Genomic DNA, 22,294 nt, shown 5'->3' with positions numbered 1-22,294 from the left:
AGAATGGATGTGTGTATTAATGGTCTCAAAAGAAATTTTAACATTAGGTATGGAGTTGGCTAATATAGTTGGAAATAGAAGCGTTGAATCAATTTTTGATAAGATAAACGTTGCTAAGAAAAAGGGTGATAATGAGGAAACTATTATAAAGTTAGAAGAGATAATAAATGAACTAATATCAGATAAAAATAATTTAATACAAATAGCACAGGCTTACCAAGAAAAAATAATAACACAAAAGATAACTGATAATGAAATAGAGTATATTATAGAAAATATAATCCCTCTTGCTGAACAGATATTGAAAAAAACTGCTTTTGAAGAGGAAGAAAAAGAAAAAATAAAAGAAGGATTAGAAATAATAAAATCTATTATTTCTAAAGAAACAATTACTATATTGCAAATATTAGGTTTTAATTTCAAAAAATCTTTAGGAGAACCATTAACTGATTTAGTAGAATCATTAATTAGAGAAAAAGTTAAAAAAGTTGATACAGAAATAGAAAAACTTATTATAAAGAGAGAAATAGAATTTTTAAAACTATGTTCAGATGAAGATCGGTATAATCGTTTTTTAGGATTACAAAATAATTAAAAGAATTTCATAAAGAATATATACATAGTTATAATAGTTTTTATTTTAGCAAGAAATAAAAGCTATATAATCTATGTATGTAAGTAGAATATGAAAATATAGTTTTTTAAATTAATTTTAATGTAGATAAATTTTAATGTGGATAAATTTAGAAAAAGAATGATTATAATATTATATTTGAGGAGAACACTTTTGTTCTTCTCTTTTTTTATTTTTTGCATTATGATAAAATAAAAAGGATGTTATAAATAGAAAAGGAGAAAAAAATGGAAACAATTAACATAAACAAAGAAGTAAAGAAACCAAGACAGAAAGTAATGGACCCACATAAATTAGAAGTACAGGAAACTTATATGGATAAGGTCAGAGATTTGAATGATAAATGGGCAAAAGAGAAAGGTCGTCGTCCTGTCATGGGGTTATGTACATTCGGGTGTCAGATGAATTACCTAAACACGAAATAAGACATTAGTGATTTCAATGTATTCGCTAATGTCCTTTTTTATTTGTTATAGAAATAATATATATTTATAGTATCACATATAGTGATATTTTGATTGAAAAAAAAGTTAATTTATAGTATAATTTTACTTGACATACAAGACAAAATTTTTTATAGATAGTTAGGGTTTAAGTTCCCACTATTATTTTATCAGATGGGTAGCTTAAAGCTACTTTTATTTTTTTGAAAGGAGGGTATTATAATTATGGCTGATAGAAAATCTAAAGTTTTTAGTAAGGTATTTGATGGAACTAGAAAAGTAGTTTGTGTTGACTATGACAAAGAAAAAGAAGCATTCTACTATCATTTTGTAAAGAACCAGCGCTCAAATGGCTATAGACAAATTATAATAACCTCAGAGCTAATGATAAAAATAATTGATTCATTTATTAAAAAAGATTTTATACTTTATAATATAGAATTTATGGAAGAAGATGATGATTATTTTGATATTCAAGCAATAATAAAAAATGAAAGTAAGCTAAAAGAAAATCGTGTTAAATTAATTAAAAAATTGGAGTTTCTAGCAGAAGAAACTTCTATAGAAATAAAAAGAATATATTTTAAAGGAAAGTATAATAATTTGTTTACTAAATTTTTTATACAGGCAAATGGAATATTAGCTGTTAACGAAGAAAGTTATTTGGCTATAGAGAAAGAAATTATTAAAATAATAGAAGAAGGAATGTTCAAGTAAAATATGAAATTTTTTTTAAAAGGGGTAAAAGAATTTATAAAAGTTATTATTTCTATATATCTAACTAATTCTTTTAATTTAATTTCAAAAATTCCGTTTATTTCTCCGGGAGATGCATTTGCTACATGTTTAGCATTATATATGATTTTTATAGACCTTTTATTGGAATATATTTCAGAAAAGATAACAAGTTATAAATGTAATCTAGAAATAGTTTTTTATCAAAAATATACCGTTCCAGAAATTACATCAATACCTAAAATATCGGTTAATAAATTGGGACTATCAGAAATAAATATGATAGTATCTTTTAATGGAAATACTAAAATAATAAAAAAAGCTAAAATAAAAATTCCTCAAAATTCATTTTTTACTATACAAAGTAATGGAGAAATTGCATATGTTGATGATGAAGGTAGTTATGTTATAGATATGAGTAAATTAGTACAAGGAAGCGGAAATATAGAAAAAGAATTTTTGATTTCGTTTACAAAAGATACATATGAAAACCTAGGTGGGAATATAGAAATAAAACCTGAATTAGTTTGTGGCAACAAATTAAATAGATTTTTTATAAATTTACGAAATAATAAATTTAAAATTACTTTATAGTAAAGAGGTAAAATATATGATGAAATTCGTTGAAAAGACTACACGTTGGCATGATAAATATAAAAAAAGTATAGATGAAGTAATAGAAGAAATAGAAAAAAATTGTGAAATTATTAATGATAGTGGACAATGGTATGATTGTAATATAGATAAATTATTTGAAACAAATAAAGAGATTAAATTAAATGGTAAAAATATACAATATAATTGTATAAGGTTTAATTATACAGAAAAAAGTGATAATAATGAAGATTTTCATAAATCTAATAGGATTATAATTTATTCGATTGGAGAATCAATAAATTATATTATAGATAAAAATAGCAGATCAAGAACTTTCTTAAGGCGTATTTTAGGATATGATAAAAGATTAGAGATAGAAAAAAATATGCCTAAGATAGATGATGACTTATTATTATGGTTAATAAGTAGAATTTATTTAGGAAATACTTGTATTGAAACAGAAAGCAATAATTTGTCAGATTTATATCTTCAATCTATAAAATATTTTGAAGGTGATTCAAATGATTCACAGACAAAAGTAATGGCTAGAGGCGAATCAGTTATGAATCTTTTGAGCACATTATCCTTCTTGTTAGAAAGTAAGTGTTTAAGAAATATAGAATTGGAATTAAAATATAGTATTCATCAAAGTTTAAATCTTTTATTACAAAAAGAGTTAATATCTGTAGGAACAATGTCATATAATGGAGATTTAGATTATGATAATGAGGATGAGAAATTTGTTAAATTAACACTTCTAACATATTTAGAAATAATGCCTATTATTAATCAAGAATATAACTTAGAAAAAGATAGTGATAATTGGAATGAAGAAAAGTACAATGAATTTTTAAAAGTAATAGCTGATGATATAAATGATAAAATTGAAAAAATCAAAAAAAATAATATAGCTGATGATAAAATTGAAAAAGTTAATATAGAAGTAAAAGAGGACTAGTAAAACACTAGCCCTCTTTTTATTTATAGTAAAATTTATGTACTAATCCATTTCTAAAAACTATAGAGTCAACTCTTTTATCACAGACTATTATTTTTTCAATTATCGTTTCAAAGAAGTCCTTCAATATTTTCCTATCGTTATTCATAGTCAATTCCCTTAAAGAAGAGCCAGTAAAGTCTAGTCTAAGAAGTAAGTCATCCATCTCATCCATAAATCCTAAGTCAGTTATCTTAGGTTTATTCTTTTCATTATTCAAAGCATTTAGTTTTTCATTTACTTCAGATAGCTTGTCTTCTATCTCAGTTTTACGTTTATAAAACTCTCTCTCAGACATAGGAACATCATCATATAAATAAAGATTAGTAAGACGTTCTGCAGCTCTTTCAAGTTTAGATTTATTTTCAAGAAGAGAATCTATCTCAGATTTATTACTTTTTACCTTCTCAAAATCAACTATCTTATCTAGATCCTCATACTTATAATTATTTTTTCTCATTTGTTTTATATATGCCAGCATAGAAAAAGTATCATATAAAGAGTCATAGTCCAGGCACACATCATAATTACCTAAAAGTCTATTTTCTAAATCTTCAAGATTAGAAGGAATTTTGTTTATGCAGCTAATGAAATTCAAAACGTACTGGAGCATAAAATCACCTATAGTAACATCAGTTACAATTTTATTGTCACAGATAACTCCTTTTATTTTTCCACCGCATATATATCTACTAGGTTTATAACCATCCTTACGAGGCTTATCCAAAGAACAGATATATTTAGCTCCACAAGTCTTACAATAAATAAGTCCACCGAAGATATGCTGAATCTGATTCATACTTCTAAATCTGGAAGCATTCTTTTTAGCATTTTCTTCTATAATCTTATTACAACGTAACCATTGCTCCTTTGATATAATTCCTTCATGGTTGTTTTCTTTTACAATCCATTCATCCTCAGACTTCTTTTTACCTCGTGCTGACTCACGATAGTTATATCTTAACGTTCCATAGTAGAATGGGTTATGGATTATATCTCCAATACCTTTACTAGTCCAACTACCACCACGTTTTGTATGTACATTATTTTCATTTAAGTATTTTGATATAGCAGCAGTAGACTGTCTTTTTTCGTACATATCAAATATAAATCTAATCGTTTTAGCCTCATTCTCATTTATTACAGGATACTTAGTTTCCTCATCATAGGAATATCCTAGAGGAACATTAGCTCCATTCCATAGTCCTTTTTCGGCTCTTGCAAGCATTATTGAAGTAACCCTCTCAGAAGTTAATTTTCTTTCAAGTTCGGCGAATACAAGTATTATTTTAAGCATTGCCTCACCCATCGCTGAACTGGTGTCGAATTGTTCGTTCTTAGAAACGAAAGTACAGTTATATTTTTTCAGTTCTTCATACATATCACAGAAGTCTAAAAGATTACGACTTACCCTATCTATTTTCCATACAAAAAGGTGAGAGAACTCTCTTGATCTTATTCTATCCATCATATTTTGAAATGCTGGTCTATTAGTATTTTTACCAGAGAACCCTGCATCCTCAAATATTTTATAGTCGTCGATATTAAAAGCATATTTTGCGTAGTTGATTAAATCCTGACGTTGAACTGGTAACGAATCTTTATCTATCTGATAAGTTGTCGATACTCTAACGTAAAGAGCTGCTTTCATTTATAACACTCTCAAGCTCAGAAAATAGAGATATTATTTTGTAGTAGCTTGAAACGTAAAGGTCTTCAACTACTTTTATGTTTAATAGTTTTTTCAGATAGTATAAAGATTTGTTAGTCAATGTTAGTAGTGATATTTTGATTTTTATTTTGTAAAGTTTAAACATTAAATCCACCTCCTAAATGTATTAAAACATACGTTTGGTGTTTTTAACGTCTTAAAATAGAGATGAAAAAATAGATAAAAATATGATATAGAGATAAAAAAAGTTTCCCAGATATGGGAAACTTTATATTAAAAAGAACTTTTCCTCTTTAGATAACTTAAGTACAATTTCGCTATCGGATACTCCAAGATCTTTAATTCTATCTCTTAAAATAGGGAATATATATTGGCTATCTAAAGTTCTAGATTTTTTTATAATATTTTCTAATTCAGATAAAGGAATATTTTCCATTTTGTCATGAATTTCAAAATAAGGCATTTTAATTTTTTTATCTATCGCATATTCAATTAGAGCTAAATCGAAACAAGAAATCATAGCTTTCTTAGTACCAGTTCCAAGCTTTCCGTTTAAACCAGTTATACTAAGAGGGAATTTTTCTTTATCGTCTGTTATACATAAAGCGAATTTTTCTCCAAGTATATCATTAGTTAATAACGAAAAATAGTTATTAAAATTCATTTCTATATCTTTTAAGCTTTCTTTATGTGTATTTGAATTATTTGCTATTTTTAAATTATCATTTATTTCTTTATTTAATTTTAAAACATATTGATAATCATCTTTTGCTACAATATAATTTTCTTTAGTCTGATTATAGGTATCAAAATGCTCTTCAAATTTATTAGCAAATTCAAAATCAAATGTAGTATAGTTTTGTTCAAATTCTTCTTTTAAAGATTTTAATTTTATATCTAATTCACATATTCTATTTTGAATTTCTATCTGATTTTTATCTAATATGTCAATTCTCTTGTTTATCATTCCATTGTGAAAATCTTCAAGTTCTTTAAATGATTTTAGAGTATTTTCTAAATTGATACTAACAGTTTCATCATATAATTTTTTTAAAGAAGAATGGTCTATATTTGAAATTTTTGCATTTTCTTTATTAATTTTATCATCTAAAATATTTTTTCTCAAAGTTAAATAATCAATTTCTTCTTCAAGCAAATTTATTTTATGAGTTAATTCGTTTATATGTTTTCTTTTGTTCTCAAAATCATCAAAAACACTTAAGTTTTTATAAGTTTCTTTAAGATCCTCTAAGCTAGAATTTAATAGCATAACTTTTGTTTCTAGTTCTTCCGGGCTTGATACCGCATTTTTTTTCAAAATAACATTAATTTCCTTTTGTAAAGATTTATTTGTTTCTAGAGCATCATATGAGTCATAATTTTCAGTATTGAGTTTTAAAAGAAAACTATAAACTAGATGATAAGTTAAATTTGATGTACTAGGTATATATTTTAATAAATTATTTTCATTTATATCATCTAGTCTTATAAATTTAGATATTAACTGTCTAAATGTTGGTTTACTATTATTATTATCAAAAATTATTGAATTTAAATCATCTCTAAATTTATCAGAACTTTTACAGATTTCTTCATTTATAAAGCATTTACCTCTTGGAAATAAGTCTCTTCCAAAAATGTATTCCATTCCATCAATTTCAGTATATAATTTAGCTCTAACTTTATTTCTTATAATAAAATTTTTAACTACCTCATTTTCACCAGTATCATCTTCTTTGTAAATATCAGATGTACTTTTGGCTCCAAGGCATAAATCTATTACCTTAGCAGCGGTACTTTTTCCAATATTACTACCACTGCCTTTATTTGTATCGTCAACAAATAAAGATAATCCATTTTTATTAAAAATAATTTCTCTTATTAAAGTATTATCAATGGTATTGATAACTTCTAATTTTTTTAATCGCATAAAACCAACTCATTTCTATCATTAATATTTTTAACAACACCTATTAAAAATAACCAATCTATAGATAAAAAGAAAAGAGCGTAATCGACTCCTTTTTCTAATGAATATTCAAGGATATTTTCAATATTTAAACAATTATTTTTATTCTTTAGATATTCTAACACTATAGAAGTAGTATAGATAATAGATTTAGAAGGTTTTTTATCAAAATCAACAATCATAAAAAAACCCCTTTCATTATTCAGATACAGGTAATAAAAATTTACAACTATAAAAAACAAATGCTGTAATAGCTTCTGAATATGTTTTTAGTTTATTTTTTGCTATATTACAATTTTTTAGAGAATACAAGTCAGATTCTATATATTGTTGTATTTCTAAATAAATTTTTGAAGAATGTTCTCTTATTTTAGCATAATCTTTTAAATCTATAGAAAATTTATCTAATACTTCTAGATATATAGACCAGTAATATTCAAATAACTCACTTCGAATTTCTGTCTCAAATTCTTCTAGAGATTCAATAACATCTACTACCAAATCAAATTTATAAATATGTAAATTCTCAATTTTGTAAGTTATATTACCTGTTAAATTATTAAATTCCATTTTATCACATATACTATATGATTTTCTAGGTTTTTCCTCTATTTTCCTTTCACTTCGTCTGGAAATCATAGTTTTAATAATCTTACTAACATCGGAATATTCTTCTGGGCTATTGGCTTGAATAATTTCAAGATTTTTAACTTTATCTATATGATATGTATCATTAGATATATTACTATTAAAATTTTTACTTATATTAGTCATGCAATCACCTTCTTTTTAATGGTTCATATTAAATTTATTTCTATTATCGATTTTTTTTATTGTATCCAAATTGTATGTATCACTAGATATATTACTATTACGGTTGTTAATTATATTTACATTATTGCTTAGAATACCTTCTATATCATTTTTTATTTTAAGACATTCATTTTTTTCTTTTTTTGTGCAAAAGAAAGCAGCTATATTCAATATGCTAACAATAATTGATAAAAATAAACTAACTTTTTCCACGATTAATCATCTCCTTATTCTTTTATTTTCCCGCATCTGGGAAAAGTCTTATATGCTATCAAAGAGCAGTATTAGTTTACCGCTCTTTTTGTTAAATATTTTTGAAAATAATAAGTGTAGGTACAAATATTATTTTATAGTTTTCAAAACTAATAGGTCTGTCTCCATATTTATTAGAGTAATATCCAATAGCATCACGCAAAAATGATTCTGTTACGTTTAAGTAATCAGCCATTTCAGAAATATTTCTACAACCTTTTAAATAAGCTTTTACGATACCAGGAACTCCAACTAGCTTATCATAAGCAAAGTTTCGAGCTTTGTTTTCTTGTTTCATATTATCTATGTTGTTTAGGTCAATGATATTTCCGTATGTCTTGTAATGGTGTCCAAGCTCCTCAGCTAGAAGTGATATATAAGTAAAGAGCGATATTAGTTTATCGCTCTTTAAATTTCCCACATTTGGGAAAAGTATCTATTTTTTATTTATATTTATAATATTCTTCTTTTAACTCACGACAATTTTTATATAAGAAATAAGCAACTTTTGTATCATATAAAGCATTATGAGATTTTATATCATAAACATCTAGTGGTAATCCTAATTGATATTTAAGGTCTTCCAGTTTATAACTAGAAAGTCTTTTTCCTGTATCTTCATCCTTCATAAATCTTCTAGCTAGAGCCAATGTATCTATAGCCTTATTACCAGGTTTTTTATATCCTAAATTGTACATAGGGTCTAATATAAAAGACATATCAAAAGACACATTATGAGATATAAGTGTATATTTATCTATAAACTTTAAGAAATTAGGTAGTACATACTCTATAGGAGGAGCAGAAGCTACCATCTCATTTGTTATACCAGTTAAGTCAGTTATTTTTTCTCGTATTTTTTTCTTTGGATTAACATATGTATGGAAATATTCTACAGGCTCATCATAATCAAATTTAATAGCAGCTATTTCTGTTATAGCTTCTTTATGAGCTTCTAAACCTGTAGTTTCTAAATCAAATACAATATAACATTCTGGATCTTTAGTTGTTCCACTATGTTTTATAAATTTCCAATAATCAACTTCTTTATCTGGCTTTCTAGCTAATGATTTTAAAAACTCTTCAGTCGGTTCTTCCATTTTAAATAGAGGAACTTCTTTAAATGTTCCAGCATAAGGATTTTTTTCATCAACTTCATATAAGTCATCACCAATAGAGAAAACAAATTCTTTAAAAGCATCCTCTTTCTTTATTTCCTCATTAATTTCTCTCATAGTTTCTCTTGCTTTTTTGAAGAAGCTAAATATACCCATAATATAATCACCTCGTTTTAAAAATTTACCAATGTCTAGTTGTATTAATTACTTTACCAATTATTTTAACATCTTGAAGAGCTTGTCCAGAAAATACTCTAACTGGATAATATGCATTGAATGAATGTAGCTCTAAACAATCATCTCTTTTTATAACTTTTTTGATAACACCTTCATCTCCATTTATTAATACAATTGCTAAGTCACCAGACTCAACATCAGATTGTTTCTTAACAAGAGCTAAGTCACCTTCTGATATTCGTGGCTCCATACTGTCACCTTTAACTTTCAGGTAGTAATAATCAGATGTATCAGCACAAAGGTTAAAAGCATATTCATGACCGATAACTTCTTCAATTGCCCATCCACCAGTTCCAGCTCTTACTGATCCTAAAACTGGAAGCTTAACAACATTATCTATTTTTATTTCATTTTTTAATCTAACGTCATCATTACCAAGTAGATAATCTAGTGAAACAGAATAAAGAGAGGCTAACTTTTGTAGAATTTCAAGTGGAGGTTTATTTTTACCTTGTTCATAGTATCCGTATCCACTAGTAGTCATATTTAAAAATTTGCCAATATCTTCTTGAGTGTATTTATTTTCTTTTCTTAAACTTTTCAATCTATCTTGTAAATTAGCCATTTCAACAACTCCTTTCATAATCATAATACAATTTTAAAGTGTATAATACAAATAAATACAATTAAATGGTGTAAAAAATAAAAAAATATCTTGAATACAATAAATGGTTGTGATATACTTCAATTAAACAATAAATCATTGTAAAAAAGAAAGGAGGAAACTTTCTTGTCAAAATTAAAAAAAATGCGTGAAGAAAAAAAGCTTTCTCAAAAAGAACTTGCTAAAATCCTTGGAATAACGCAACAAGCATATAGCAGAATAGAATTAGGTAAAGCAAAACCAAGTTTATCTAAAGCTAAAGAAATAGCGGATTTTTTCAATTCAACAATAGAAGAAATTTTTTTTGGGGAAAAATTCAACTATTAATTGTATTTTAAAATGGCTATCTAAAAAGATAAATATCAAAATATAGACGATAGAGGTCTTAACGGCTAAAAAAAGAGGTGATAAAAATGGATGATTTAATGTTGCTAAAAGGACAGCTTCCAAAGAAAGATTGGTATTGGGGAAATATAAGATTTTCCGGTATAGGGTTTACCGGTAAACAAGATAATTATCAATTAAACAATAATATTGATGATTTCCTTGAAAAAGTTAATAGGGATCCTTCTACAGAAATAAAACATATAAAATATTTGAATGATAATGATGGATGTACAGATGTACTTATAACTTATAGATATCAATTGTCAGAAGAAGAATTAGAAGAAGCAAATAAACTAAAAGAAGAAAATTTTAAAAGACGTATAGAGTATGCAAAAAGAAGAAGTGAAAAAGAAGATTTCCCTAATGAAATAGCAAAAAATTTAAGGATATTAAGAGCTATTTTAGATGAAAGTGAATATGAATTTGCTTGGAGAACAAGAATAGAAGAATCTGATATTAGAAATGTAGAAAGTGGAAAAAAGGAAATTACAGATGAGATGTTAAGAGCTATAAAGAAAAGATTTCCATGTATATCAATCAAGACTTTCACTAATGGAGAAAGAGAGGATTTTTAAAATGTCAGGTTTCAAATTAACAAAAGAGTTACTAGATAAAAGAATTTGTGATGTAGATACAAACTCTAGTAATACAGAAACTTATAGAGAGTTTATTCATAAGGCAGAGAAACATTTAGGTCTATCTACACCAACAACAGATGAGATGTTAGATAAAGCAATAGATACAGATTTAAACAGATATTTTAAAGATTTATCTGGAGCATTGGATAAGTAAAGGAGAAATAGAAATGGAAGAACAGTATTATCAATCAGTTAAGTATATAAGTAATAAGGATTGTTATGGAAATCCAAATAATAGATTTCTGCACGCTGAGCTACTAGCGGTTATAGCAAATATAAATTCACGTAGAGGCGGGACAGTAGAAAAAATAGAATTTGTGCAAGAAGGCATATATACAAATGTGTTTATATTTTTCAAAACAAAAGAGTTAAAAGAATTTGAAAAAAGTATGGAAATAAAAAAAGAGCAGCTTGATAAAGAAGAGCAACTTAGAATGGAAACTCTTTTAGAGGAAGATTTTCCTAATAAAATATCAAAAAATTTATTCATTCTAAGAGGAATAGTAGGTGAAAGTCTTTATGAATTTGCTAAAAATACATGTATAAACCCATACGATTTAAAAAAAGTAGAAAGTGGAAAATTAAAAATGTCAGACAATATGTTAAGAGCGATAAAAGAAAGATTTCCATCTATATCAATCAAGACTTTCACTAATGGGGAAAGAGAGGATTTTTAAAATGAAAGAAAAGGAATTAACTGTAAAAGTTAAGCTAGAGATTGACGATAAGGAGTTTCAAGAAAAAGTGGATTATATAAACACACTACTTCGTCGGATTCAGCACGCAGTAGAAGAAATTCCTAAATTAATAAAAATAACTCAACAAGATTAATCACTAAAGCGAGGTGATAATAATGAGCAAGGTGGCAACAGTAGGAAACAACATTTACTACAAAGCAAGAATATCAGCTATAGATAAAAATAAGTTTTTCTCTAATAGAGAAGATGCAGCTCTACTTACAAGTATCAATAAATGCAGAATTTTTAATATAGAGAGTGATAAGACGGATGCACACCCAGAAGAAGTAATAAAAATGGCTGAGGTTTATGAAGCTCCATATCTAATCAATCACTATTGCAACAATGTATGCCCTATTGGTAAAAAGTTTGGTTGCAGTTTTAACTTAGAAAGCGACTCAGATATGTATAAAGCATCAATCATGTTAATGGGATCTCTAAGCCAGGCAAATAATGCAAAAGATGTTTTGTTGAAGATATTAGAGGACGGACAGATTACTGATGATGAAATTGAAGTGGCTGATCAAGCAATCACTACATTGACTAAACTGATGAAGGATGTAGTAAATCTAAAAATAGCACTTGAAAAGATAAAGAGGTGAGATTTATGGAAACTCATGAAGAAAGAATGGAACGTATCTGGAAAAACTTAAACAGACATGGCATATACACAAAGGAAGAGGCTATGAAAGCTTACAGAGAAGTACCAAGAATAGACATCACTCCATTTGTAGCTCCTATTGATTGGGATGAAGTAAGAAAGATAAGAGAAGAGTTATTTGGAGATAAAGAAAGAAATATGTAATTTCCCACATCTGGGAAAAATGAAAGAGAGGTAAACAATATGAAAGCAACTTATATTTTAGCATTTTCATTAGCAGCATATCAGCTTGTAGCTGGAGAGTTCAACTTAATGCTTTTTGCATTTGGATATACATTTTTCGGTATGTTCTTTAGTATTCTTTTAAAGACTATAAAAGAGAGTAAAGAGCTAGAAGCAAAGGAAGCTGAAGAAGAAAAGAAACCAGCGACTACTAGAAGAAGAAAAACAACTACTACAAAATAAATTTTCCCACATCTGGGAAAAGGCAAGGAGGGTTTGAGATGCCAGCAGAAGTAATAGTAGCTCCACAAGATAGAGAGCTTGTTAGTCTATTTAATTTTGAAGATATACAGGCAGTACAAAATGAAGATATGACAATATCAATCAGTATTGAAGATGCTGCAGAAGTGTTAGGACTTGTTAAGATAACTAAGTCAAATGGTAAGGAATACAGAAATATGAGACTAGATAGAATAAACAAATATAGTCAAGAATATGGTTTTTCCCACAAGTGGGAAAAAGGTGATTACATACCAGAGAGCTTTTTCTACTGGTTAGCTTTTAAGGTGGAAAATGAACACGCAAAGAATTTTAGGAAGAATTTTTCATTAGCCTTGAGGGATTTAAGGATTAAGACCTATTTGGATAATACACAGAAAGCTGAGAGCAGGGACATTCTTCTTTTGGAAGAAAATTTCAAAGCTACTGAGGAAATTCTTGAGAGAATAGTTGGTCGAACTAATTCGATTACTCTTAGAGGTATGGCAAAGCTTATAAGCAGTGAAGGTAAAGCGATAAGTGAGAGAGGTCTGAAAGAAATTTTGAAGATGTGGAACATTCTTTTGAAGAATGGGAAAGAGCCTACTCAATATGCTCTTGAGAGAGGGATTTGTGAGTATAGCTTTTATAAGAATAATAAAAATCCAGTTGTGCTTATTACTCAGAGAGGACAGTTATTTATTCTTAAGAAATTTTTTAGACCACATGTGGGAAAAAAATAAAAAGGAGACCTGTTACCAGCAGATCTCCAATCGTGAACAAGGTGGTTCACTTAAATTAACATTGACTGATTTGAGTGTATCACACAAAAATATAATTTTCAAGGGTGGTGAATGAAATGAGAGTAGAGGTTTTAGGGTTTAAGCAAGAGGAGCTGATGAGGCAAGGTGTTTCTCTGGATGAGGCTCTTATTCTCAGAGATATTGAGGATATTATCAATTCTGGTAAAACTGCGACATACTTCTGTGAAGAAGATGGAAAGATGTATCATTGGATATTCTACAACAAGGTTCTTGATGATATTCCAATACTAAATATTTCAAAAGAAAGATTGGCTAGAATTATAATTCATAATCTATGTGAAAAACCAGAAGATTTTGATGAGAAGTTTGAGTCTTGTTCTGAGAGAACTCAAAAGGATATGCGTCAGAGAAAATATTTAGGACTTTTAAAAAGCAAGGTTGTAAAAAATACTGCAGAAGGTACTAGAAGTTATTTCACTTTTACAGATAAATTTTACGAAATGAGAGAAGAAATTTTTTCAGAAGAGGGTATGACGAATGCGTCAGAAGGGTGCGACGTAAACGTCGAGTGGGCTAGACGTAAACGTCTTGTGCGACAAAACGAAAACGTCGGAAGGGGGTCTGACGTAAACGTCTTCTCCGACAAGACGAAAACGTGCTCTCGGACACGACGTAAACGTCGGAACAAAGATATATATATAAATATATATATAGATATAGTCGAGTACCTTAACAAAAAAGCTAATAAAAACTACAAGCATAATTCTGATAAGACACGTCGCTTTATAGATGCTCGTCTGAATGAAGGATTTACTTTAGAAGATTTTAAAAAGGTAATTGATAATAAGTGTCGGTCATGGTTAAACGATGAAAGGATGAACCAGTACTTAAGACCAGAGACACTTTTCGGTACTAAGTTTGAGGCATACTTAAACGAAATGCCGATTTCTCAAAAGAAAATAGAAAAAGCAGTTGAGTCTGCAGTTGAAAGTTCTTTTAGTAGATTTACAGATTTGTAAGAGTAGGAGGTGAAGGAGTTGAATGCTCCAGTAATTGATACTAAAGCAGAGCAATCCGTATTAGGAGCATTCCTAGTAGAAAACTCTGTAACCTTTAAAGCTAGAGAGATAAAAGCTGATTTATTTTATCACGCAGCACACAAAGAAATATTCAATGCGATGATAAATATATTAAATCAAAACAAGGCAGTCGATATGATTACTCTGACAGATGAGCTTGAGAAACGAGGAACACTTAATTCTATAGGAGGAGTTACATATCTTACAAGTTTGGTATCTATAGTGACTACGACTCGGAATATAGATACTCATATCCAGATCTTGAAAGAGAAGTATTTGGTGAGAGAGATACAGACACAAGCTCAGGAGCTATTAAATAATATCAACTCAAAGCAAATAACTGAAATTCAGTCAGATGTTGATGAACTTAAAAGTATTATTTCAAAGAATAGCTCAGCTCAGAGTAGTTATGTTGATGCTGCTGATATTGATGACAGTTATGAGGATTATAAAAATATTCCAACTGGATTTAGAAAATTAGATGGTGTTATGGACGGATTCAGATACGGAACTCTTACAGTTCTATCTGGTAAACCAGGAGCAGGGAAGTCGACAATTATTAACCAGTTTTTAGCTAGTGCAATTGATGTTGGTCAGAAGGCAATGCTTTATTCTGGGGAATTGCCAAGTAAGACTGTTATGGATTGGTTTAGGAAATGTGTAGTTTCAGAATGTGATATTAAAAAATATCAAACTATGTATGGAGCTAAGTTCAATGCTCCATCAGAACAGGCTAGAGAATTAATAAGAGAGTGGATAAGGGGAAAGTTGTTTATTTACTCTGAAGATGTTATCGCAAACGAAAAAAATATGTGTGGTGTGATTGAACATTTATGGCTGAAACATGGAGTAAGAATGTTTGTGATTGATAACTTAATGACTTTGAGTATGGATAATCAAGTTGATAAGTATGAGTCTCAGAAGTTACTTGTTAGAGATTTGAAAAACTTAGCTAAGAAATATGGTTTGGTAATTATTCTGGTAGCTCATCCTAAGAAAACCAAAGAGAGAAATATAGACATGTTTGATGTCAGCGGTGCTAGTGAGATAGTGAATTTGTGTGACTATGAGTTGTTTTTAAATAGAGTAGTCGACGATGAGAGAGGCACCGATGAGACATTTCTAACAGTTTTGAAGAATAGGGTTACTGGTAAGGTCGATTGTAGACTTAAGCTATTCTTTGATTCAGATAGGAAGAGGTTGTATCACTCTGATGAGGAGTTGAATAGAGTTTATAAGTATGATTTGGATAAGCTCCTTGAGCAAGGTGAGTTGGATGATATAGCACCATTTTAGAAGAGGTGAGTAAGGTGGATTTGAAAGGAATAGGAAATTGTACTGTATTTAGTACGATTAGGAATGTTGACAATGTAAGGTGGGGTGATGTTGTAGTGTACAAAGAAGATCCTGAAAAGATAAGACAGAAGTACGATAAAAAAGAGTGTGATAGTAGGTATGTTAGAAATAGACTGATAGCTTTGAAGTATGTAGGTTATACACATGCAAAGGTTGGAGCAAATGGAAGGACAGTTGTTTATGGGATAAAGGTAGAGCCTAGATATGCTGACTTTTTAGAGCTTGAGGATGAAGGGAAAATATATAAAATAAAAGATTTAATTGGTTAGAAGGAGAGATAGAAATGATTAAGTGTAATTTAAAAGTAGATGATAAAGGGATAGAATTTGGAAATATAGCAGTGCGTGGAAATTTAAATGATATAACAAATAATTTAATAAATATTGGTATACATATGTCAACAAACTTTGTTGATAGTGTATTAGATGGTATGTTTGAAAAAGATGTACAGAAAAAAGTAATTTCAACAGTTATAAAACAAGAAATTCTTAAGAATTTATATTCAATGTCAAAGGGTGATGCAAAAGACTTATTAAACTCAGCTTCAAATAAATTTGGTGAAGAAAGATTGAAAGAAGACTTTAAAAAGTTTATGAGTAAGTTACCAGAGGAAGAAACAGATGGGTTATATGAATATTTTGAGTCTTTATTAAAGTAGGAGGAAGATTATGAATAGTGTAGTTTTAGTAGGTCGAATAGTTAGAGACCCAGAACTTAGATACATTCCTGGAAGTGGAACTCCAGTAGCATCGTTTACAATTGCAGTTGAGAGGGACTTCTTAAAAAAGGATAACACAAGAGATACAGATTTCATTCCTTGTGAGGCAATGGGTAAGGTAGCAGAGTATATTTCAAACTGGTGTCTTAAAGGATGTTTAGTTGAGTTTCTTGGATCATTAAGAATAGAGAAGTATGAAAAAGATGGAGAAACAAGATATTATTCTAAGGTTAGTGGAAATAAGATAAGAATGTTGGCTAAGCCAGGCAAGAAAGAAAATATAGAACAGAATGCTCCATCAGAAGTTCCAGAAAATTATGGAGCAGTTGATGAAGACGACGTACCATTTTAAGGAGGGAAACAGATGTATATATATCAGTTAGAGCAAGACAGGGATTGGTCAGAACTTGAAGCACTTTTGAAATGTTGGGAAGAGTTCAGTGAGTTTTCAAAAGCATCTATAGATGATAGCGATGAGGAAATATTGGAAGAAGGGTTTGATGTAATTCAGACTATATTATCATATTTTGAAACAAGAGGATTTACAGCTAAAGAAATAGCAGCAGGATTTGAAAAGCATAATGCAAAATTAGAAAACAGAGGTTGGGACAGAAGAGCTGTCTGGGAAGTAAAGGAGGTTGAGTAATGTTTGGATTATTTACTACTAGTCAAGTGAACAAGATGAAACAAGAGTTGAGAGAGTATTATGAGATGAAGTTGCTTGAAAAGGATGAACTTATAAGTAAATGCGAGCATAGATTTCAGATAAGTATAGGTTTCCAGCAAGAGATGGAGCAAGAGATAAAAGACCTTCAGGAGGATATTAGAGATTTAGAATTTGAAATTGAAAAAAAAGACCGCATTCTTAGATCATGTGGATTGATACTTGATAGAATCGATAAAGAAAGAGGTCGTTTATTTAATGCTAAGAGCGATAGAATAAAAAAGAAATATGCTAAGAAAATAAATGAAAAAATAGAGGAACTAGAAAAGAAATATGAAACAAAAATATATATAAAAATGGAGGAAGAGTAATGAAGTTGATGAGTATATTTTTAGTATTTAAAGAGTCAATGGGTGAAAGAGAATTAGAAAAAGTATTTAGTAGCTATGATAAAGCTAGAGAGTATATATCAGGGAAAGAATGGAACGGAGTAATGAGTATAAAGGAAATAGAAGTTGAAAGTTAGGCAATAAAAAAAGGAGATTGTACTGGCAATACAATCTCCAACATCATGAGCATGATGTCATTATCAACTAGTAAGATAATTATATCATGCTCAACTAATAATATCAATTAGATAGGAGCATATGAAAATGAAAGATATAAAAATTATAAACATAAAAGATATAACACTTGAAGAAGCTTTTGAAATATACAAGGATATAAAACTATGTTTTGTAGTGAGGGATGGAATGTTAAAAGGCTTCTCAAGATAGAAAGGAGCCGTAATGACTGTAACCAAAATAGAAAAAGAATTTATAAGACATACAGAAAAAACTCTTAGAAGTTATAAGCAGCTAAAAGCTAATATAAAAATTCTTGAAAAAGAAAATAAGATGTTGGCAAATATGATAGCTACATTGCCAGCTATAGAGTATGACTCTATAAAAGTTCAGAGTTCTGGATTAGGTAATCCAACTGAGAAAGATGCTCTTAAATTAATGGAGAGAAGACTGAAAGTTAAAAATGAATTAGAAAATACTAAACATATGATTTTTAAGATAGATACAGCTATGAGCTCTCTGGATGAGATACATAGAAGGGTAGTTCAAATGAGTCTTATAGAGGGAAAGAGTTGGGTTAGTATGAGTATGAAACTAGATTATTCTGAACGTCAGCTAAGAAGAATAAGAGATGTAGCAGTTTACAAGGTTACAATAGCTCTATTTGGTGGAACAGTCTTGGCAAAATGTCCGAAAGATGTCCGATTTATGTCCGAAAAAGACGAAAAAACAGTAGTAAAATGATAGTGAACAAAATTATAACCATATATATAATAAACAATTACAAAAGGGAGAAGGAAGGTGGTCTTAGGACTGCCTTTTTTCGTGCTTATCTCAAGGAGGTGTTGCCATGAAGTGGAGGGATGCTGGAGAAATAAAAGCAGCCGAACTCACCGATGAAGAGTTTAAGACATTGAGAGAGATGAGTAAGAAACCAAAGTTTGACCACTTTGAGAAAGAGAAAAGAAAGAAGAAAAGAAAGGTGAAGAGCAATGGAGTCCGTTGAACCTATAAGAGACAAACGTGTCTTAGAAGATATGTGCGACTACTTAAAATCGACGAATGAAAGAAATCTAGTAATGTTTGAACTAGGAATTTATGGAGGGCTCCGCATATCTGACATATTAAAGTTAAGGGTTAAGGATGTTAGAAATAAGAAGTATATAAAGATCACCGAAGAAAAGACTGGTAAAGATAAGCCGATACCAATAAATCCTATATTAAGAAAAACCTTGAATAGTTATATTACAGATAAAAAAGATTTAGATTATTTGATAAAGAGTAGAAAAGGTAAGAACAGTCCAATTGGTAGAACTCAAGCATATAGGATTATAAGAGAGCTAGGTGAGATGTATGGAATTGAAGACTTAGGAACTCATTCAATGCGAAAAACATTTGGCTATCATTACTACAAGAAAACAAAAGATATAGCTCTACTGCAGAAGATATTCAATCATTCAAGTCCAAATATTACGCTCAGATACATAGGTATAGAGCAGGATGTTATTATGAAAGCTATGAATGATATGAGATATTTTTAAAAAAAAGGGCATAAACTTTTTTATAAAAATGTATTCAATGTATCATAATGAGGTCACGTTACATTGATATTTTTAGAGGTGTGAAATGATATCATTTAAACATTTGAAAACACTTGATTGCAAATATAAAAAATAAATAAAAAGTGAATGTAACAGAATATAAGATATGATACATTCAACGAGGTAAATATGAAGGATTATGCGAAGAAGTTTTATAAGAGTAAAGAATGGAAAAAGTGTAGGGATTCCTATTTCAAATATAAGTTAGGAATCTGTGAGAGATGTGGAGCTAATGGAGATATAGTTCATCATAAGAATTATATTCATCCAGGGAATATAAATGATCCTGAAGTAACACTTAACTGGGCGAACTTAGAAGTCTTGTGTCAAGAGTGTCATAATCGTGAACACTTTGAGAAGTATTCATGGACTAGAGAAGGATTAACATTTAATGCAGCAGGAGACTTAGTAGAGTCTGGGAAATAAATTAGACCAATAGTCCCCCCATTAATTGATAAGTGTTGTCATTCCCTACGACCGCTTGTCCTACATACAAACAACGCACAGGGTATCTCACATAACCCCCACCCCCATTTTTTACTATTTTCAAAACTATAAAAATGGGAAATAATTTAAGGTGATTTATGACAACAAAAAAGGAATTGACGAAAGAAGAAAAGATTAAGAAAGAGGAAAATAGACTTAAAAGAATTTTTAAGGATATAGACGAGAAAAAGAAAAAAGTCGCTGAGGGGCTTATTTCTGAGTCAGCCTTTATGAGAATAACCTTACAAGAACTAAAAGAACAGATAAATGAATTTGGAACTATAGACGAAATGTGTCAGGGAGATTACACAATCATCAGAGAGCATCCAGCAGTTAAAATTTATAACACTATGATTCAGAGATATACGAATTTAAGTGATAAATTGATTAACCTTCTACCAAAAGAGGTAGCAGTAGTGGATGATGGCTTTGATGATTTTTTAAATTCTAAGATATAAATGAAAAATTATCCGAATAACTACAACCCAATCATTGAGTATCACAATCAGATTGAAAAAGGTGAGGTCGTTGTATCAAATAAAGTCAAGATTGTTTATAAGGAACTTGTAAGAGTTATAAATGATGAGGAAGGCGAATGGGAATATAATCCTCAGAAGGCACTGCATGCAATCAAATTCATAGAAGGTTTCTGTAAACATAGTAAAGGGAGTGTTGCTGGTAAGAGTTTCATAATGGAGCTATGGCAAAAGGCTCTTGTTGCAGCTATGTTTGGTATTGTCCATAAGATAGATGGAACTAGAAAATACAGAGAAGTTATTTTGATTGTCGCCAGAAAAAATGGAAAATCTACTTTAGCAGCGGCTATTGGATTGTATTTGATGATAGCTGATGGAGAAGGTGGAGCAGAGATATATGCGGTTGCCAGCAAGAAAGACCAGGCAAAAATAATATGGCTTGAGTCTAAGAAAATGGTGAAAAAATCACCAGTATTATTAAAAAGAATAAAGCCATTAGTAGCAGAAATGACATCTGAAGTAAATGAAAGTATATTCAAGCCACTTGGACGTGACTCAGATTCATTGGATGGATTGAATGTTCATGGAGCTTTACTTGATGAGATACACGCATGGAAGGACAAGAACTTGTATGACGTTATAGTTGATGGTACTTCATCGAGAGAAGAGCCTATGATATTTATTACTACAACTGCAGGTACAATAAGAGAATCAGTTTACGATATGAAATACGATGAATGTGAATTGATTCTAAATGGTTATGGTGACCCAGATGGTTATCACGATGAGAGAGTGTTACCAGTTATTTATGAGCTTGATAGTAGAACAGAGTGGACAGATGAAAGTTGCTATGCAAAAGCTAATCCTGGACTAGGAACTATCAAGAAACTAGATAACTTGACTAGTAAAGTGAATAAGGCAAAAGCTAATCCTTTATTGGTCAAAAATCTACTTACAAAAGATTTCAATATCAGAGAAACATCTTCTGAAACATGGCTAACATTTGAAGAACTGAATAATAAAGACCTATTTGATATTACAACTATGAATGTAAATTATGGAATAGGCGGAACAGACTTGAGTAAAACGACTGACTTAACTTGTGCAGTCGTTATTTTTATGCGTCCTGGAGAAGAAACTATTTACTGTCTATGTATGGCATGGCTACCAGAGGATCTCTTAGAAGAAAGAACTCAGGAAGATAAAATTCCATATGATTTATGGGTAGAGCAGGGACTTATGAGAACGTGTCCTGGTAACAAGGTTCATCCAAAATATGTGACAGCTTGGTTTAATGAAGTTAGAGATGAATATGGAATTTATTTACCATGGATTGGATATGATGCATGGTCAGCTTCATACTGGGCTGAAGAAATGGCTGGATATTTTGGTAAAGAGGCTATGGTACCAGTTCATCAGGGGAAAAAGACTCTGTCTGAACCAATGTATCAGTTAAAAGCAGACTTGAAATCTAAAATAATCAACTATAACAACAACCCAATAATGAAATGGTGCTTATCAAATGTGGCCATTGACATTGATAAGAATGAAAACATTCAGCCATGTAAGACGAATAATAAACGTAGAAGAATAGATATGGCCGCAGCTCTTTTAGATGCGTATGTAGTTCTAAAAGATAAACGTAGCGATTATGAAAATCTACTGTAAGGAGG

General features: G+C 29.6%; 38 protein-coding genes. 29 read left to right on the top strand and 9 right to left on the bottom strand.

Features of this window, described 5'->3' with window-relative positions:
• Positions 1-19: 19 nt before the first annotated feature.
• From KGNDJEFE_RS07920 to KGNDJEFE_RS07900, 5 genes are all read left to right on the top strand, one after another.
• Positions 20-595 (top strand): hypothetical protein, encoded by a 576-nt coding sequence (locus tag KGNDJEFE_RS07920; RefSeq protein WP_006439248.1) that lies wholly within the window; start codon positions 20-22, stop codon positions 593-595.
• 266 nt (positions 596-861) lie between these two features.
• The gene (locus tag KGNDJEFE_RS07915; RefSeq protein WP_006439249.1) at positions 862-1,059 is read left to right on the top strand and encodes a hypothetical protein; all 198 of its coding nucleotides are present in this window, start codon (positions 862-864) and stop codon (positions 1,057-1,059) included.
• Between the two features lie 243 nt (positions 1,060-1,302).
• Positions 1,303-1,794: a hypothetical protein gene (locus KGNDJEFE_RS07910; protein ID WP_006439250.1), complete on the top strand. Its 492-nt coding sequence runs from the start codon at positions 1,303-1,305 to the stop codon at positions 1,792-1,794.
• Positions 1,795-1,797: 3 nt separating this feature from the next.
• Positions 1,798-2,406, top strand: a complete 609-nt coding sequence (locus tag KGNDJEFE_RS07905) for a hypothetical protein (RefSeq protein ID WP_006439251.1) — start codon at positions 1,798-1,800, stop codon at positions 2,404-2,406.
• A gap of 16 nt (positions 2,407-2,422) precedes the next feature.
• Positions 2,423-3,367, top strand: a complete 945-nt coding sequence (locus tag KGNDJEFE_RS07900) for a hypothetical protein (RefSeq protein WP_006439252.1) — start codon at positions 2,423-2,425, stop codon at positions 3,365-3,367.
• Between the two features lie 19 nt (positions 3,368-3,386).
• On the opposite strand, the gene KGNDJEFE_RS07895 is transcribed toward KGNDJEFE_RS07900, so the two are convergent.
• The 9 genes from KGNDJEFE_RS07895 to KGNDJEFE_RS07855 all read right to left on the bottom strand — a co-directional run bounded on the left by KGNDJEFE_RS07895 (position 3,387) and on the right by KGNDJEFE_RS07855 (position 10,032).
• Entirely contained in the window at positions 3,387-5,057 is a 1,671-nt protein-coding gene (locus tag KGNDJEFE_RS07895; RefSeq protein ID WP_006439253.1) for a recombinase family protein, read from the bottom strand.
• A complete protein-coding gene (locus tag KGNDJEFE_RS07890) occupies positions 5,035-5,223 on the bottom strand; it encodes a hypothetical protein (protein WP_006439254.1) in 189 nt (62 codons plus the stop codon). Before KGNDJEFE_RS07890 ends, KGNDJEFE_RS07895 begins: the two co-directional genes overlap by 23 nt.
• Before the next feature lie 123 nt (positions 5,224-5,346).
• Complete coding sequence (locus tag KGNDJEFE_RS07885; protein WP_006439255.1) at positions 5,347-7,008, bottom strand: DUF2326 domain-containing protein; 1,662 nt, start codon at positions 7,006-7,008, stop codon at positions 5,347-5,349.
• Positions 6,999-7,229: an ABC-three component system middle component 6 gene (locus KGNDJEFE_RS07880; protein ID WP_040410227.1), complete on the bottom strand. Its 231-nt coding sequence runs from the start codon at positions 7,227-7,229 to the stop codon at positions 6,999-7,001. Before KGNDJEFE_RS07880 ends, KGNDJEFE_RS07885 begins: the two co-directional genes overlap by 10 nt.
• Positions 7,230-7,245: 16 nt before the next feature.
• Entirely contained in the window at positions 7,246-7,821 is a 576-nt protein-coding gene (locus tag KGNDJEFE_RS07875; RefSeq protein WP_006439257.1) for a hypothetical protein, read from the bottom strand.
• 15 nt (positions 7,822-7,836) lie between these two features.
• Positions 7,837-8,073, bottom strand: coding sequence for a hypothetical protein (locus KGNDJEFE_RS07870; protein WP_006439258.1), 237 nt, complete (start codon positions 8,071-8,073; stop codon positions 7,837-7,839).
• Positions 8,074-8,164: 91 nt separating this feature from the next.
• A complete protein-coding gene (locus KGNDJEFE_RS07865) occupies positions 8,165-8,410 on the bottom strand; it encodes a hypothetical protein (protein WP_170239661.1) in 246 nt (81 codons plus the stop codon).
• Between the two features lie 145 nt (positions 8,411-8,555).
• Positions 8,556-9,386, bottom strand: a complete 831-nt coding sequence (locus KGNDJEFE_RS07860) for a 3'-5' exonuclease (protein ID WP_006439260.1) — start codon at positions 9,384-9,386, stop codon at positions 8,556-8,558.
• 25 nt (positions 9,387-9,411) lie between these two features.
• A complete protein-coding gene (locus tag KGNDJEFE_RS07855; protein ID WP_040410228.1) occupies positions 9,412-10,032 on the bottom strand; it encodes a LexA family protein in 621 nt (206 codons plus the stop codon).
• 165 nt (positions 10,033-10,197) lie between these two features.
• On the opposite strand from KGNDJEFE_RS07855, the gene KGNDJEFE_RS07850 reads away from it, so the two are divergent.
• From KGNDJEFE_RS07850 to KGNDJEFE_RS07755, 24 genes are all read left to right on the top strand, one after another.
• Entirely contained in the window at positions 10,198-10,398 is a 201-nt protein-coding gene (locus tag KGNDJEFE_RS07850; RefSeq protein ID WP_050754631.1) for a helix-turn-helix transcriptional regulator, read from the top strand.
• Positions 10,399-10,484: 86 nt separating this feature from the next.
• On the top strand, positions 10,485-11,033 hold the full coding sequence (locus tag KGNDJEFE_RS07845; protein WP_006439263.1) for a helix-turn-helix domain-containing protein: 549 nt from the start codon (positions 10,485-10,487) through the stop codon (positions 11,031-11,033).
• A gap of 1 nt (position 11,034) precedes the next feature.
• Positions 11,035-11,250 carry a hypothetical protein gene (locus KGNDJEFE_RS07840; RefSeq protein ID WP_040410229.1) on the top strand — a complete coding sequence of 72 codons (216 nt, stop codon included), beginning with the start codon at positions 11,035-11,037 and terminating at the stop codon, positions 11,248-11,250.
• A gap of 13 nt (positions 11,251-11,263) precedes the next feature.
• The gene (locus tag KGNDJEFE_RS07835; RefSeq protein WP_006439265.1) at positions 11,264-11,773 is read left to right on the top strand and encodes a hypothetical protein; all 510 of its coding nucleotides are present in this window, start codon (positions 11,264-11,266) and stop codon (positions 11,771-11,773) included.
• Position 11,774: 1 nt separating this feature from the next.
• Positions 11,775-11,927, top strand: coding sequence for a hypothetical protein (locus KGNDJEFE_RS11790; protein ID WP_154645809.1), 153 nt, complete (start codon positions 11,775-11,777; stop codon positions 11,925-11,927).
• 22 nt (positions 11,928-11,949) lie between these two features.
• Positions 11,950-12,435 (top strand): hypothetical protein, encoded by a 486-nt coding sequence (locus tag KGNDJEFE_RS07830; protein WP_006439267.1) that lies wholly within the window; start codon positions 11,950-11,952, stop codon positions 12,433-12,435.
• 5 nt (positions 12,436-12,440) lie between these two features.
• Positions 12,441-12,638 carry a hypothetical protein gene (locus tag KGNDJEFE_RS07825; RefSeq protein WP_006439268.1) on the top strand — a complete coding sequence of 66 codons (198 nt, stop codon included), beginning with the start codon at positions 12,441-12,443 and terminating at the stop codon, positions 12,636-12,638.
• A gap of 39 nt (positions 12,639-12,677) precedes the next feature.
• Positions 12,678-12,899: a hypothetical protein gene (locus tag KGNDJEFE_RS07820; protein ID WP_006439269.1), complete on the top strand. Its 222-nt coding sequence runs from the start codon at positions 12,678-12,680 to the stop codon at positions 12,897-12,899.
• Positions 12,900-12,937: 38 nt separating this feature from the next.
• On the top strand, positions 12,938-13,657 hold the full coding sequence (locus KGNDJEFE_RS07815) for a phage antirepressor KilAC domain-containing protein (protein WP_006439270.1): 720 nt from the start codon (positions 12,938-12,940) through the stop codon (positions 13,655-13,657).
• A 116-nt stretch (positions 13,658-13,773) separates the two neighbouring features.
• Positions 13,774-14,697: a conserved phage C-terminal domain-containing protein gene (locus KGNDJEFE_RS07810; RefSeq protein ID WP_050754632.1), complete on the top strand. Its 924-nt coding sequence runs from the start codon at positions 13,774-13,776 to the stop codon at positions 14,695-14,697.
• Between the two features lie 9 nt (positions 14,698-14,706).
• Positions 14,707-16,053, top strand: a complete 1,347-nt coding sequence (locus tag KGNDJEFE_RS07805) for a DnaB-like helicase N-terminal domain-containing protein (RefSeq protein WP_006439273.1) — start codon at positions 14,707-14,709, stop codon at positions 16,051-16,053.
• Between the two features lie 14 nt (positions 16,054-16,067).
• On the top strand, positions 16,068-16,382 hold the full coding sequence (locus KGNDJEFE_RS07800) for a hypothetical protein (RefSeq protein WP_006439274.1): 315 nt from the start codon (positions 16,068-16,070) through the stop codon (positions 16,380-16,382).
• A gap of 14 nt (positions 16,383-16,396) precedes the next feature.
• On the top strand, positions 16,397-16,771 hold the full coding sequence (locus tag KGNDJEFE_RS07795; protein WP_006439275.1) for a hypothetical protein: 375 nt from the start codon (positions 16,397-16,399) through the stop codon (positions 16,769-16,771).
• Between the two features lie 10 nt (positions 16,772-16,781).
• Positions 16,782-17,183 (top strand): single-stranded DNA-binding protein, encoded by a 402-nt coding sequence (locus KGNDJEFE_RS07790; protein ID WP_006439276.1) that lies wholly within the window; start codon positions 16,782-16,784, stop codon positions 17,181-17,183.
• 12 nt (positions 17,184-17,195) lie between these two features.
• Positions 17,196-17,477, top strand: coding sequence for a hypothetical protein (locus KGNDJEFE_RS07785; protein ID WP_006439277.1), 282 nt, complete (start codon positions 17,196-17,198; stop codon positions 17,475-17,477).
• On the top strand, positions 17,477-17,866 hold the full coding sequence (locus tag KGNDJEFE_RS07780; protein ID WP_006439278.1) for a hypothetical protein: 390 nt from the start codon (positions 17,477-17,479) through the stop codon (positions 17,864-17,866). The genes KGNDJEFE_RS07785 and KGNDJEFE_RS07780 overlap by 1 nt, the downstream gene beginning before the upstream one ends.
• A complete protein-coding gene (locus KGNDJEFE_RS11785) occupies positions 17,866-18,021 on the top strand; it encodes a hypothetical protein (RefSeq protein ID WP_006439279.1) in 156 nt (51 codons plus the stop codon). Before KGNDJEFE_RS07780 ends, KGNDJEFE_RS11785 begins: the two co-directional genes overlap by 1 nt.
• Before the next feature lie 127 nt (positions 18,022-18,148).
• Complete coding sequence (locus KGNDJEFE_RS11945; protein ID WP_259371696.1) at positions 18,149-18,271, top strand: hypothetical protein; 123 nt, start codon at positions 18,149-18,151, stop codon at positions 18,269-18,271.
• Positions 18,272-18,283: 12 nt separating this feature from the next.
• Positions 18,284-18,802 carry a hypothetical protein gene (locus KGNDJEFE_RS07775; RefSeq protein WP_006439281.1) on the top strand — a complete coding sequence of 173 codons (519 nt, stop codon included), beginning with the start codon at positions 18,284-18,286 and terminating at the stop codon, positions 18,800-18,802.
• A 106-nt stretch (positions 18,803-18,908) separates the two neighbouring features.
• Positions 18,909-19,064 carry a hypothetical protein gene (locus KGNDJEFE_RS11780; RefSeq protein ID WP_006439282.1) on the top strand — a complete coding sequence of 52 codons (156 nt, stop codon included), beginning with the start codon at positions 18,909-18,911 and terminating at the stop codon, positions 19,062-19,064.
• Positions 19,051-19,599, top strand: a complete 549-nt coding sequence (locus KGNDJEFE_RS07770) for a site-specific integrase (protein ID WP_006439283.1) — start codon at positions 19,051-19,053, stop codon at positions 19,597-19,599. Before KGNDJEFE_RS11780 ends, KGNDJEFE_RS07770 begins: the two co-directional genes overlap by 14 nt.
• Positions 19,600-19,788: 189 nt before the next feature.
• A complete protein-coding gene (locus KGNDJEFE_RS07765; protein WP_006439284.1) occupies positions 19,789-20,085 on the top strand; it encodes an HNH endonuclease in 297 nt (98 codons plus the stop codon).
• A 158-nt stretch (positions 20,086-20,243) separates the two neighbouring features.
• Entirely contained in the window at positions 20,244-20,603 is a 360-nt protein-coding gene (locus KGNDJEFE_RS07760) for a hypothetical protein (protein ID WP_006439285.1), read from the top strand.
• Positions 20,604-22,289 (top strand): terminase large subunit, encoded by a 1,686-nt coding sequence (locus KGNDJEFE_RS07755; protein ID WP_006439286.1) that lies wholly within the window; start codon positions 20,604-20,606, stop codon positions 22,287-22,289. It abuts the gene before it with no gap.
• Positions 22,290-22,294: the final 5 nt, after the last annotated feature.

It is taken from the genome of Peptacetobacter hiranonis, from assembly GCF_008151785.1.
GTDB classification, from domain to species: domain Bacteria; phylum Bacillota; class Clostridia; order Peptostreptococcales; family Peptostreptococcaceae; genus Peptacetobacter; species Peptacetobacter hiranonis.
This window is presented reverse-complemented; position numbering and strand designations above follow the sequence as displayed.